Raw genomic sequence first — 13,161 nt, 5'->3', positions numbered from 1 at the left:
TCATAATTCATAAACAAGGAGTTTGATGCATATGAGCGATATTATAGTGGGACCTTTGTTTTCCAGCCCGATCATGACCCGGCATTCCGCGAATCCGATTCTGACTCCGGGTGATGTGCCCTACGGTCCGGCGTTGGTCTTTAATGCCGGAGTTACCAAATTTAAAGGCAAATATGTGATGGTTTTTCGCAATGACTACGGTGATGAACTTAAAGGGATTGTCGCCCCTCATCATACAACGAATCTGGGGCTGGCCTTCAGCGATGACGGCATTAAGTGGGATGTGCAGCCGGAACCGTGCTGGTCTTGGCATGATGAAGAGGTCATCCGCGTGTATGATCCGCGTCTTACGGTAATCGGCGAACAATGTTATATGTGCTTTGCGGTCGATACCAAGCACGGGCTGCGCGGCGGCATCGCCGTCACCGAAGATTTCAGATCCTTCGAGGTGCTGAGCCTATCGCTGCCGGATAACCGCAACATGGTATTGTTCCCGGAGCGGATCGGGGGCAAGTACGTCCGGCTGGAGCGCCCGATGCCTGTATACAGCCGGGGCGGGATGGACCGCTTCGACATGTGGATGAGCGACTCGCCTGACCTGAAATACTGGGGCAACTCCAAGCTGCTGCTGGCGGTTGAAGATGTAGCTTATGCCAATGACAAGGTAGGCCCCGGCGCTCCGCCCGTCAAAACGGATAAAGGTTGGCTGACCCTGTTCCATGCCGTGGACATCGATCGCAGCCGGGGGAAGAACGGCTGGGAGGACAGCTGGAAGAAGCGATATACGTCCGGCATATTACTGCTGGATCATGCCGATCCCAGCCGGATCATCGGCATGGCGGAGACGCCGCTGCTTGCCCCGGAAGCCGATTATGAGACCGATGGGGGCTTCCGCAATCATGTTATTTTTCCGGGGGGCATGATTCTGGAGGATACCGGAGAAGTCAAAATCTACTACGGCGCGGCCGATACCGTAGAATGCCTGGCGACTGCGCATGTAGATGATTTGCTGCATCTTTGTCTGAAAGGCACAGTCCATAAGTAATGATGACATGTTGATACAGAATGGGGAGGGTTTCTATGAAAGGACATATTACGTTGCCATCCGCCAGCATTCCGGTCAGCCGCGAGGTGGATGTGCTTGTCATCGGCGGAGGTGCCTCAGGCATCGCCGCGGCCATTGCCGCTGCGAAAGGGGGGCGAAAACAATGCTGGTGGAGCAGCGAGGATTCCTTGGCGGCATGGGAACGGTTGCGCTCGTTCCGGCTTTCTGTCCCTTTACGGATAAACGGAAGCCGATTATCCGCGGTCTCGGCCTTCAATTGATGGAACGGATGAAGCAGGCATGCGATCCTCAGTACCTTGAGGAATATCAAGAGATGCTGGATTGGGTGCCGATCGATCCCGAAGTGCTGAAACGGGTTTATGATGATGCCATTCTGGAAAGCGGTGTGACGCCGCTGTATCACACCTTTGTTTACGATGTTGTCCTGTCTGAGGACCGCCGAAAGGTTGAAGGTGTCGTTGTCGTTAACAAAACAGGACGTTCTTTCATCCCCTGCAGGTATATTATCGATTGCTCGGGAGATGGGGATGTTGCCGCATTGGCGGGAGCTCCTTTTCAGAAGGGCGGGGAAGCGGGCGAGCTTCAGCCCGGCAGCATGTGCTATCTGCTTGCGAATGTGGACCGTCCAAGGTTCAGACGGTACTTGGAGGAGAGCTGGGATACGGGCCAACTGCACAAGACGGTGGAGGTGGCGATCGAGGACGGTGCGCTGCCGGAGGGCCGCAAGTCGATCTCCGGCCTTGCTTGGGTCAGCGACTATTTGGTAGGCGTCAACTTCGGCCATGTATTCGGCGTGGACGGCACCCTTGCCGAGGATTTGACACGGGGGGCGATCGAAGGGCGCCGCACGGCGGAACGCCAGCTGCAGTTCTTCCGCCGCTACGTGCCGGGCTTTGAGCGCGCCCATATGGTAGCGAGCGGTGAGCAGCTCGGTATCCGGGAGACGCGGCGGATTGAAGGGGACTATATCCTGACGGTCGATGACTTCCTTGCTGCGCGTTCTTTCCCGGACGACATTGCCCGCAACGCATACTACATCGATATTCATCTCGCCAACAGCAAAAGCGAGATGACTTTTAACCACCTGCCGCCCGGGGTTTCACACGGCGTACCGTACCGGATCATGCTGCCGATTGGCATCGACAACCTTTGGGTTGCCGGACGCTGCGTATCCTCGGACCGAGCAGTGCAAGGCTCCCTTCGGGTGATGCCGAACTGCTTCTCCATGGGCCAGGCCTCGGGAACGGCGGCTGCATTGGCGCTGCGGGACGGCACCGGCTCGCGCGGCATTTCCGTAGCCGAGCTTCAGCAGCGGCTGCTGGAGCAGGATGTATGGCTGGGAGAAGATTTCATTCCGGCTGATAAGCAGAAGGGCGGGAATGCGCCGTGAAGCAGCTTCCATTAACGGATGAGTGGTTTCACGGTGCCGTGTCGCTCGAACACGGGGAGGATGGTATCAAGCCGTGGCGTATTCCTTACATGGATTACGAGCTGTATCCGCCTGGGGGAATCGATGGCAAAGCCGAGATATGTGCCGGTGTTCGCCTGCGGCTGCGGACGGACTCTACCGAGGTGGCAGTATCTTTTGCACCGCTTGCGGACGCCGCCGCCATGGATTGCGTTGTAGAAGGTAGACTATGCCAGACGCTCAGCCTGTCCGGCGGAGCAACAGAAGCCTTGTTCAGCGGACTTAAGGACGGAATCAAGGATGTGGAGATTTGGCTCCCTCAAAATATAGGAATAACCGTCACCGGCCTACGGACTGATGCCCATGCCGTCGGAGTCCCGCTGCCGGACACCCGGCCCCGCTGGATTACGTATGGGAGCTCCATTACCCAGTGCGTCGGGGCTTCCAGCCCCTCCCGCGCTTGGCCAGCCATTGCCGCCGAAGCCTGCGGCTTCAGCTTGACCAATCTCGGCTTCTCCGGCAACTGCCACATGGAACCGATGATCGGGCGTCTGATTCGCGACTTGCCGGCCGATTTCATCTCGATATGTGCAGGCGTGAACATCTATGGCGGGGGCACCTTAAGCCCTCGCATGTTCAAGCCGCTGCTGATTGGCCTGCTGGAGACGATACGCGACAAACACAGGGATACCCCGCTGCTTGTCATTTCTCCGATTTACGGCACCGTCCGTGAAACGCAGCTCAATTCGCTGGGCTTCACCCTGCCCATCATGCGGGAATTCATCCGCGAGGCCGTGGAGCTGCTAAAGGCTCGGGGCGATCGCCAGTTATACTATCAGGACGGCTTGAAGTGGTTCGGTCCGGAGGATGAAGCCTTTCTGACGGATGGCCTACACCCTGGAGCCGAGGGATATGAGCTGCTGGGCCGGCGTTTCCGCAATCTTCATGACTTTGCGTTACGGGCTGTACATCGAAACGCGGAGTGAGGAGTTTCTATTAAATTCGGGATAACCAATTGGAATCATGGCGGATCATTTTTGGACTTTCTTTTGATTGGACGAAAAGAACTTGAAGACCTTAAAGCCGCATCCTATGCGGCTTTTTTGGTTTGAAGTATATAAATTCTTGTTGTTACTTAAGTCAGGTGCATTTACTGCTTATTAAGCTAATAGGCACTTTTATGGAATATATTATCCATTTAGGGTTGATGAATTGGTATGTTAAACTATTTTTTCGACTGCAATATGAACTAACATTCGCGAAAATAAACTAGCAGCTTCATATAGCAGCAATTAAATCATCCTACTTACAAGATGAATGTATCAGAAAGGAAGTACAGCTTTGCCTAAGCACATAAAGATCTACGCACCAATACTTATTATTATCATCATTATAAACGTTGCGGTGTACAGGCATTTGGAAAATCAGGCATCTGTTAGATACAACGGGCTCCATTCCCTGTATCAGCTGAAGAACGACTCGGCATTTGCCTATTTAGTGAAGCACGCTTCTGAAACGATTCCGCTTGCTGATACGCTGATGGCGATCAGCGAGTCGAAGGAAAATGAAGATCCTGCCAAGATACGGCAATGGATCGATAAGGCGAAGATCCAAGCGGAGGAAATCGATGAGCAGCTATTAACGATCATTGAATTTAGCGATACCTTCCCCAACAACGCGGTTCCCAAGCTTTCAGTTAATGATACGGCAATGACAACGGATAACCAGGAGGACATGTTTATTCTCGCTTTTCAGGCAAGGACATGGCGACCGTTATACCAAATAAGCTATTCGTATTGGAAGTCTAATCCAAAAACAATTGACGCCAAGACCAGAGAAACCTTGCGCTCGCTTGCGACTGAACTCCGTGAGTTAAACCAAACGATTATGTCGTTCAAGGATGCCGCACATCACATGTTTTTCGAGGATCAAATAGAGTCATATAAAGCGGAAATGCTGCGGCAGTTGAAACCACATCTTGAACGATTGAAAAAGATCCAAGAAGACTTTACAGGCCAAAAATAAGACGAATGAATGGAATGGGCAGCATGCTAAACCATAATCTAATGAAGATAATGGGTTTTATAGAAAAATAAACCTCGGCCTGGTAAACTACCAATATAAAGTTTGAGGAGGAACCAGGCTTGAAGAGTTTTGTGAAAAATTCTGGCCGCATCACTATGATGTTGTTCATTGCATTTAGTGTCGGTTGCAGCACTAGTGAACAAAGCAATCCACGCATCCGAGAAGAGATAGCAACGAAAGAAGCTGTTGAGTCCATGAATATGAATCCCCATGCTGATTCAGGAACCGACGAATTAAGCCAAGCCGGAGAACGGTATGGGTCCAATATTATGTACTCCATTAAGATGTATCTCGAATGACCGGAAGTTTCTCAAGCATTTCGCAATCAACTTGCCGAAACGATAGAGCTTGGATATGACTTGTATCGAAAGAAGGACATTCCGGAGTTCGAATCTTTGGTAGTCCATATAAAAAAAGATAATCGATCAGAGGTAAAGGAAATATATGAGAAACTCATAACGATTTACCCTCTACCCACCAGAACAATCAGAGGTGCAGGCTTCAACAGCACTAAAGACGAAACAGTAAAGGCCGTTGAATCCTAATGAGCGCTCATCTATAGCTTGCATGATGAAATAGTTTTGATTTAGATTAATTTCTATTTCCCAATCTGTATGGCTTATAGAAAGCACGAATGTCACGAGCTAGAAGCTCAGGTTCTTCCATGGCGGTAAAATGTCCGCCGGATGGCATCGAAGTCCAGCGAGTAACGTTTAAGTTACGTGAGGCCCATTCCTTAGGCGGCAGCAAGATGTCTTCCGGAAACAATGCGATGCCTGTCGGTACCTCGATATAGCCCAATGGCCGTAATGAATGTGAATTCTCATAATACATGCGTGTTGACGATCCCATCGTATTCGTAACCCAATAAATCATAATGTGGGTGAGGAGCTCATCCTTGCTGAATCTTTGCTGGAGGTTACCCTTACAATCACTCCATGATCGGAATTTTTCGATCATCCAGCCTGCCAAACCTGCCGGCGAGTCGGAAAGTCCATATGCAAGGGTTTGGGGGCGTGTCGATTGAATCGACATATAGCCACCTTCCAGAGCAATCCATTCCGAAGCGCTTGTCTTGTATCGCAGTTCTTCTTGCGAGAGATTAGCCTGACCAGATGCATTCATGAGATTTCTGATAATGCCGATATCGGTCAGGTGAATTCCAAATAATAACTCGGGATGGTTTGCTGCCAGATATCTTGTAACACCGGAGCCAATATCTCCGCCTGCGGCAGCAAATTTTTTATAGCCTAATTCTTTTGTCATCAGTTTAGCCCACATTTCGGAGACGCGATTATTGTTGAATCCAGGTTGTTTGGGGCTGCTTGAGAACCCGAATCCAGGTAATGAAGGGACAACCACATCAAAAGAGTCCTCGGGATGACCACCATGGCTGGCCGGATCCGTAAGTAGGGGGATGATTTTTTGGTAACGAAGGTAGCTGTCGGGCCATCCGTGAGTAAGAATAATAGGCATGGGGTTAGGTCCTTTTCCACGCTCGTGCACGAAGTGCACATCCATGTCATCGATATTGCAGCTATACTGGGAATAATTGTTCAACTCAGCTTCTTGTGCCCGCCAATCGTAGTGGTCCCGCCAATACGAAACCAGCGACTTTAAATAGCTTAGTTCCGTGCCTCGTTCCCAACCCGAGTGTTCTAGTTGATCAGGCCAACGGATGTGATGAAGTCTGTATTTGAGATCGGCAAGGATCTCATCGGAGACGTGAATATGATAACGTTCCATCGACATATGGATCTCCTCCTTTAGTTGTTACATCGCTATTATATCCCGCACCTATGTGTGGTACACTGGCTTTAATGAAGCATCTGACTATACGATTTGATAGGTGATTGCTATGCCGCAAGTAGACCGTCACAAAAACCGCACCGTGTACATTGAATTTGCCGCAACAGAGGATTTTAGTGTGCTTCCTTATCCTGAACGTCTTACCCTGGTTCTCATTACGTCAGGAAGTTTAAGCGGGATATTAAACGAACGACCAATTAAAATTTCCGCACCGGGCGTCCTTTGTCTTGCTGAAGAAGATGAGATGAAAGTCGTTGAGAGACAGAACGTGGCTGCGCAATCCTTTCGTTTTCACCCTGCATTCCTTAACACCGTAACACTTTCCGAAACGCAGAGTTACATTCCTACGGGTCCGAGTATACAAAGGGGTCTTTCGCTTTTTCAAAGAGATGATCGAAACTCTGGTGTACCTCGTGTAACGGAAAAAGCATACCCGCGTATATTCGAGTGGTTCTTCATACTCGGTACGGAAGTGCAAGCGCAAAGTGATGAACGCTGGGTATGCAGAATAAAAAAATACCTCATTCAAATTTTAGGTTTACTGGAGGATCTAAATCATAATAGTGAACAATCCCCGGTTGATTTGGTATTGGAATATATACACACCAACTATCCCAAAAAGATTTCGTTGGAAGATTTGACGAATTGCGCTCATTTGAACCGTGTGACGCTAAATAAGCTGTTTCAAGAGAGATGCGGAAATACAGCTATCGGTTACTTGCTTTCCTATCGTTTAAATGTTGCGTGCGATCTTCTGACACATACAGGTATGAAGCTTGATGAAATTGCACGCGATACCGGATTCGAGTATGACACTTACTTTATTAAGCAATTTCAAGCTAAAAAAGGCATTTCACCTACAAAGTATAGGAACATGACTCGTAAGTTCGCGACTGAACAATAGAAGATGAGGAAGGATCAATAAAAAGTCCGAAGCGGGGAGGAAATATGCCTGCTATCTAACTCGCCTTGACCGAAACATATATCTTGTGTTAAATTTTTTTCATGTAATAACGATGATGAACAATGGGAGGGATAAAGTGATGACTGCTTCTGAGATTGTAGATGTAAACGTGAACCTGTCATGTAAAGCGATGTTTGACAAGGTTCACATAATTACAAATCAGATACCGGAACTTTATCCTTCTATGCATATATACAGTTAGCGACTTATTTATAGTTAGTCTCTTATTTTTGTATAGGTATAGTTAGGTTAATGTACGCAAAAAAGCACCGGTAAGCTGGTGCTTTTTTGCGTTTTCTCCGTTTAAAGGGAGATAGAAATGAAGCATTTATCTAAGTATGAAAAAATACGTAAGATCTTATCGGCTCTAAATCAACCGAATTATAGATATTCGCAAATAGCAGAGGCAATCTTCAAGAACAAGATCGGAAATTTCGAAGCAATGAACAATTTGCCTAAGCCTGTAAGAAATGAATTAATCAAAGAGCTTGGAAACAATGTGTTAAGCATCACACCAAAAATGGAGCAGAAATCCAACCAAGTTAGCAAAATTTTGTTTGCTATCCCAGGCGATGAATACATTGAATCCGTAAGGTTAAGTTATCAAACGGGCTGGGAATCCTATTGTATCTCTTCGCAGTGCGGCTGCGGATTTGGTTGTACATTTTGCGCTACGGGAACACTCGGTTTGAAGAGGAATCTTACAACGGATGAAATAACGGATCAACTGCTTTATTTTACTTTGAATAACCATCCCTTGGACAGTGTGTCTTTTATGGGAATGGGAGAGGCACTTGCAAATCCCTATGTATTTGATGCTTTGCATGTGCTGACGGATCCTAAACTTTTCGGTTTAGGACATCGAAGGATTACGGTTTCTACCATAGGTTTATTACCTGGAGTAAAAAAGTTGACGAAGGAATTTCCACAGATTAATTTAACGTTCTCGCTTCATTCACCATTTCATGATCAGCGAAGCGAGTTAATGCCCATTAACAATCATTTTCCATTAGAAGAAGTTATGACCGTGTTGGACGAGCATATTCAGCAAACAAAGCGAAAGGTTTACATTGCTTATATCCTGCTAAGGGGTATCAACGATTCAACTAAACATGCTGAAGCCGTTGCTGATTTGTTGCGTGGAAGAGGGTCGTGGGAACATTTATATCACGTCAATCTAATTCCATACAATTCCACTGATGCCACATCACAAAGTTTTGTAGAGTCGGATCAGAACAGCATCAATATGTTCCTTAGAATCTTGAAGTCAAAGGGAATCCATGTCACCGTGAGGACCCAATTCGGATCAGACATCAACGCAGCATGCGGTCAACTATATGGATCAAACGGTAACATTTAATAAGTCGATCAACTAACCAGGAGGAATACAATGTTCTTAAAAAATACATCTATAACACATGTGATTCTCCATGCAGAGCCGGTTTTGAGTATTTGCATGGAGCAGCCAACAAAATAGAAACTGGCTTTGCTGCTTGAACAATAATTTCAAGGAGTGAGTCGTTCGTGAGATATATTAATGCTTCTGTCGTCTTGCCGGAGGAACTAGTAGAACAATCACAGGAATATGTCCAAGGCGAATACCTCTATATACCAGCTAGAAAAAATGAATTTAAAGTCTGGGGAGAGCTGTCTGGCGCACGAAAAGAAATTAACCAAAGAAATGATGCTATCGTGGGTGCGTATTTATCTGGCGCTTCAGTCGAGGAACTCTCAGAATCATTCTTTTTATCAACCTACGCTATCAGAAAAATAATTTATCAGAAATAATTACCTACGAATCCCTTCAAGCGTGCTAAAATCCAGCACTGTTACTTGAAGGGATTTTTTAATGCAAAAAAACGGGACATCAGAGCAGCCACTTATATGTGATGCAGCTTACGTTAACGAATAAAAAATACTACAGCATCGTTTTGTATATAGAGCATACATTTTCGATCTGTTATCGTGAAGATGTAAGAGAAACATGGGGATAACCCATTTAAAAAATGTATCAGGAGGGGGTCGAAGTGATGGATGTTATCGTAAATACTTCGATTGCAGTATAAGTGAGCAGGAAGAAAAAGTTGATATTCTAAATCTAACAAAACAACTGATTATCATTATTTCTGCTCACTATTGAGCTATACGTTCCCATAAAAAATCCACATATTTATGATGATAATCAGGAGGTAGCTAAGATTGTTAAACGTTTCTATTTATAATATGGAAGGTAAAATTACGGGCGAGATGGAGCTTGAAGAATCCATCTTCGGGGTGATTCCCAACAAATCGGTACTGCATGAAGCTGTTGTTAACCATCTAGCGAACAAGCGACGTGGGACACATTCGACTTTAACCCGCGGCGAAGTTAGAGGTGGAGGTAGAAAACCCTATAAGCAAAATAAAATTGACAGATCGAGGGCGGGTTCCATTCGGATGCCGCACTGGCGTCACGGAGGGATTGCGTTTGGTCCCAAACCTCGTGACTATGGTTATAGCCTTAATAAAAAGGTTAAACGTCTTGCGATTAAATCAGCTTTATCCGCCAAGGTGCAAGATAACGAACTCATCGTAGTTGACCGTATTAAACTTGAAACTTACAGGACAAAATCGATCATTGCCATGCTTACAGCTCTTTATGCCAATAAGAAAGTGCTTATTGTAACACCTGAGGCGGATCAAATCGTGTATAAAAGTGCAAATAACATTCCGGATGTGCAGACAACTGATGCCAAATCGCTGAATGTATATGATGTTCTTAATTGTGATTCGTTCATCATAGCTAAGGATGCAATTAGAATAGTTACAGAAATCTATACCTAATAAGTACACGTGGAGTGATGAAGAAAAGTACAAAACCATATGAACTACTAGAGTCGCAGAACAACGATCTTATTGGCTTTGTCTCTCCAATTTATCTTCGTGCTCTTGAGTTTTACGATATCCTTCCGCATTAAAGATACTTAAGAGGATTTTAACCATTGGATAATTATAACATTGACAACTGCAGGCTTTTCCAAAATAATAGAATGTAATTGAATACTGGTACCTTTAATTCAGTCCAGAGAGGCTGGCAAGGGCAGCGGATTTTTATAATCACGCGTGATTCAGAGCGTATTCCGTCAGGGATGCTCTGCGTCTTCGCGCGGGTTATGATGTAATGAAAGAGGCTACTTGTCAGTGAAGACTTGACGAGTAGCCTCTTTTTTCTGCTTCTTTGGTATCAGAACACTTTAACCTGGAGGTATTCTGATGAGCAAACAAGATCAAGAGTTTTCGTGGCAAGCGGTACCGAAAACGCAGAGAAACCATTTTTGGAAGACGTTATCCGTTATGTTAGGGTTCACATTCTTTTCGGCAAGCATGCTAGCGGGAGGGACGCTCGGAGTCGGCTTGACGTTCATGGAGTTTATTGGAATCGTGCTTGCGGGTAATTTGGCACTCGGTATCTACACAGGAGCGCTGGCACATATCGCTGCAAAAACGGGCCTTTCCACGCATTTGCTGGCAAAATACGCGTTCGGTGAGAAAGGCTCGTACCTGCCATCATTCCTGCTTGGCTTCACGCAGGTCGGATGGTTCGGCGTCGGCGTGGCCATGTTCGCGATTCCGGTTGCCAAAGCGATGGATTGGAACGTGTACCTTTTGATCTTCCTGTTTGGTCTCGCGATGACGGCATCGGCCATCTTCGGCATGAAGTCGCTGGTCATTCTGGGTTATATCGCGGTTCCGGCCATTACCATTCTCGGCAGTTACTCCATGTTCAAAGGCGCAGATATGCTGGGCGGTCTGCAAGGCTTGCTCGATTACACGCCTGAACAGACACTGACCGCGGCAGCGGCCCTGACCATTTGTATCGGCTCATTCATTAGCGGTGGAACCTTGACGCCCGATTTTGCACGGTTCTCCCGGACGTCGAGGCAGGCGGTTACCGCCACGGTCATAGCGTTCTTCCTGGGGAATTCGCTCATGTTCCTGTTCGGTGCGGTTGGCGCCATGGCTTATAACCTGGCAGATATCTCGGAGGTCATGTTCCTGCAAGGGCTGATCATTCCCGCGATCATCGTACTGGGGTTGAATATTTGGACGACCAATGATAACGCTCTTTACGCTTCCGGACTGGGATTTGCCAACATCACAAAAATATCGAAAAAATTCTTCGTCATCGTAAACGGCATCGTGGGTACCCTATTTGCCATGTGGATGTACAACAATTTCGTCGGGTTCCTCAATGTGCTGGGCGCGGCGGTACCGTCCATCGGGGCCATCATCATCGCGGACTACTTTTTTGTGAAGCGCAGAAACTATAAGCCATTTGCCGACATGACTTTCAAGAAGGTAAACTGGATAGCGATGCTGGCTTGGGCTATCGGCGTGGCGTTCGCCCAGCTTGCTCCAGGCATAACGCCATTGAACGCACTAATCGGTACGGCGGTGGCCTACATTGTGTTGATGCTGATCGCTCCTGCAAAAGAATCCAAAGAAAAGGGGAAAAACAATGATTATACAGAACGCAAAATTGCGGGGTAAAGAAGGTTTGTGGAATATCGTCGTGAAAGACGGAAGGTTTGAGCTAATCACGCAGTCGCTGGAAGCAACGGCGAATGAGGAAGTCATTGACGTGGGCGGCTCGCTTGTGCTGCCGCCGTTCATTGAGCCTCACATTCATCTGGATACAACGTTAACGGCAGGCGAGCCGGAATGGAATTTAAGCGGAACGCTGTTCGAAGGCATTCAGCGTTGGTCTGAACGCAAGGCATTCCTGACGCATGAAGACGTCAAGACGCGCTCCAAAACGGCACTGAAGTGGCAGATGGCACAGGGCATCCAGCATGTACGAACGCATGTGGACGTCACCGATCCAAGCTTGAACGCGGTAAAAGCGATGCTTGAAGTGAAAGAAGAAATGGCACCATACATCGATATTCAGCTTGTCGCTTTTCCGCAGGAAGGCATTCACTCCTACCCGAACGGCGCGGAATTGCTGGAGGAGTCGCTGAAAATGGGCGTTGACGTGGTTGGGGGCATTCCGCACTTCGAATTCACGAGGGAATATGGCGTTGAATCGATGAAGGTTGCGTTTGACCTCGCCGAAAAATACGACCGTCTCATCGACATCCATTGCGACGAGATTGATGACGAGCAATCCCGTTTCGTGGAAGTCGTCGCCAAAGAAGCCTACGAACGCGGGCTGGGCTCCCGCACCACGGCAAGCCACACGACGGCGATGGGGTCGTACAATGATGCATATACCTACAAATTGTTCAGATTGCTGAAGATGGCGGACCTCAATTTCGTCTCCAATCCTCTGGTCAACATCCACCTGCAAGGGACGCTTTGACACATATCCGAAAAGAAGAGGGCTGACTCGCGTCAAAGAGCTTCAGGAAGCCGGTCTTAATGTATGCTTCGGTCACGATGATATCTTTGATCCATGGTATCCGCTAGGCACGGGCAACATGCTTCAGGTGCTGCACATGGGCATCCATGCTTCGCAGTTGCTCGGTTACGATCAAATCGTGAATTCGATCGATCTCATTACGAAAAACAGTGCAAGAACGCTGCATATCGAGGACGTGTACGGTATTGAAGAAGGCAAGCCTGCGAACTTCATCGTTCTTGAAGCCGAGAACGAATATGAGGCTATACGCAAACAGGCCGGAGTGCTCTACTCGTTCAGAGGCGGCCGCAAAATCGCCGAAACGAAGCCGCGGGACACGTCGATCATTCTTGAGGGCGGTTCGGAGAAGGTCACTTTCAATAAATAATGAAATGAAGTTTAAAGCTATCGCGTTCTTAGCGATGGCTTTTTTTTATTCAGAATTCGTT

At 47.4% G+C, this 13,161-nt stretch carries 10 protein-coding genes and 2 pseudogenes; 11 read left to right on the top strand and 1 reads right to left on the bottom strand.

The genetic code is table 11. From position 1 onward, the window contains the following. Positions 1-31 precede the first annotated feature (31 nt). The 5 genes and pseudogenes from P0X86_RS17435 to P0X86_RS17415 all read left to right on the top strand — a co-directional run bounded on the left by P0X86_RS17435 (position 32) and on the right by P0X86_RS17415 (position 4,858). Entirely contained in the window at positions 32-1,045 is a 1,014-nt protein-coding gene (locus tag P0X86_RS17435; RefSeq protein ID WP_277746019.1) for a glycoside hydrolase family 130 protein, read from the top strand. A 35-nt stretch (positions 1,046-1,080) separates the two neighbouring features. Next, positions 1,081-2,456: pseudogene (locus P0X86_RS17430) on the top strand (FAD-dependent oxidoreductase). After that, the gene (locus P0X86_RS17425; RefSeq protein WP_277746018.1) at positions 2,453-3,460 is read left to right on the top strand and encodes an SGNH/GDSL hydrolase family protein; all 1,008 of its coding nucleotides are present in this window, start codon (positions 2,453-2,455) and stop codon (positions 3,458-3,460) included. Before P0X86_RS17430 ends, P0X86_RS17425 begins: the two are co-directional and overlap by 4 nt. Positions 3,461-3,815: 355 nt before the next feature. Continuing rightward, the gene (locus tag P0X86_RS17420; protein WP_277746017.1) at positions 3,816-4,499 is read left to right on the top strand and encodes a hypothetical protein; all 684 of its coding nucleotides are present in this window, start codon (positions 3,816-3,818) and stop codon (positions 4,497-4,499) included. Positions 4,500-4,618: 119 nt separating this feature from the next. Then, positions 4,619-4,858: a hypothetical protein gene (locus P0X86_RS17415; protein WP_277746016.1), complete on the top strand. Its 240-nt coding sequence runs from the start codon at positions 4,619-4,621 to the stop codon at positions 4,856-4,858. Between the two features lie 292 nt (positions 4,859-5,150). Here the strand turns inward: P0X86_RS17415 and P0X86_RS17410 are convergent, their stop codons facing one another. Continuing rightward, positions 5,151-6,311 (bottom strand): epoxide hydrolase family protein, encoded by a 1,161-nt coding sequence (locus P0X86_RS17410; RefSeq protein ID WP_277746015.1) that lies wholly within the window; start codon positions 6,309-6,311, stop codon positions 5,151-5,153. Positions 6,312-6,417: 106 nt separating this feature from the next. Between P0X86_RS17410 and P0X86_RS17405 the strand changes: the two genes are divergently transcribed. The 6 genes and pseudogenes from P0X86_RS17405 to P0X86_RS17380 all read left to right on the top strand — a co-directional run bounded on the left by P0X86_RS17405 (position 6,418) and on the right by P0X86_RS17380 (position 13,100). Next, the gene (locus P0X86_RS17405; protein ID WP_192571709.1) at positions 6,418-7,272 is read left to right on the top strand and encodes a helix-turn-helix domain-containing protein; all 855 of its coding nucleotides are present in this window, start codon (positions 6,418-6,420) and stop codon (positions 7,270-7,272) included. Positions 7,273-7,651: 379 nt separating this feature from the next. Beyond that, positions 7,652-8,692, top strand: a complete 1,041-nt coding sequence (locus tag P0X86_RS17400) for a Cfr family 23S rRNA (adenine(2503)-C(8))-methyltransferase (RefSeq protein ID WP_096773940.1) — start codon at positions 7,652-7,654, stop codon at positions 8,690-8,692. A 164-nt stretch (positions 8,693-8,856) separates the two neighbouring features. Beyond that, on the top strand, positions 8,857-9,120 hold the full coding sequence (locus P0X86_RS17395) for a CD3324 family protein (protein WP_277746014.1): 264 nt from the start codon (positions 8,857-8,859) through the stop codon (positions 9,118-9,120). Between the two features lie 411 nt (positions 9,121-9,531). Beyond that, a complete protein-coding gene (gene rplD, locus P0X86_RS17390) occupies positions 9,532-10,155 on the top strand; it encodes a 50S ribosomal protein L4 (RefSeq protein WP_096773938.1) in 624 nt (207 codons plus the stop codon). 429 nt (positions 10,156-10,584) lie between these two features. Next, positions 10,585-11,862: a cytosine permease gene (gene codB, locus P0X86_RS17385; RefSeq protein WP_096773937.1), complete on the top strand. Its 1,278-nt coding sequence runs from the start codon at positions 10,585-10,587 to the stop codon at positions 11,860-11,862. After that, positions 11,831-13,100: pseudogene (locus tag P0X86_RS17380) on the top strand (cytosine deaminase). The gene codB and the pseudogene P0X86_RS17380 overlap by 32 nt, the downstream one beginning before the upstream one ends. Positions 13,101-13,161 lie beyond the last annotated feature (61 nt).

This window comes from Paenibacillus sp. BR1-192 (assembly GCF_029542445.1).
Taxonomy (GTDB): Bacteria; Bacillota; Bacilli; order Paenibacillales; family Paenibacillaceae; genus Paenibacillus_AQ; species Paenibacillus_AQ lautus_A.
This window is presented reverse-complemented; position numbering and strand designations above follow the sequence as displayed.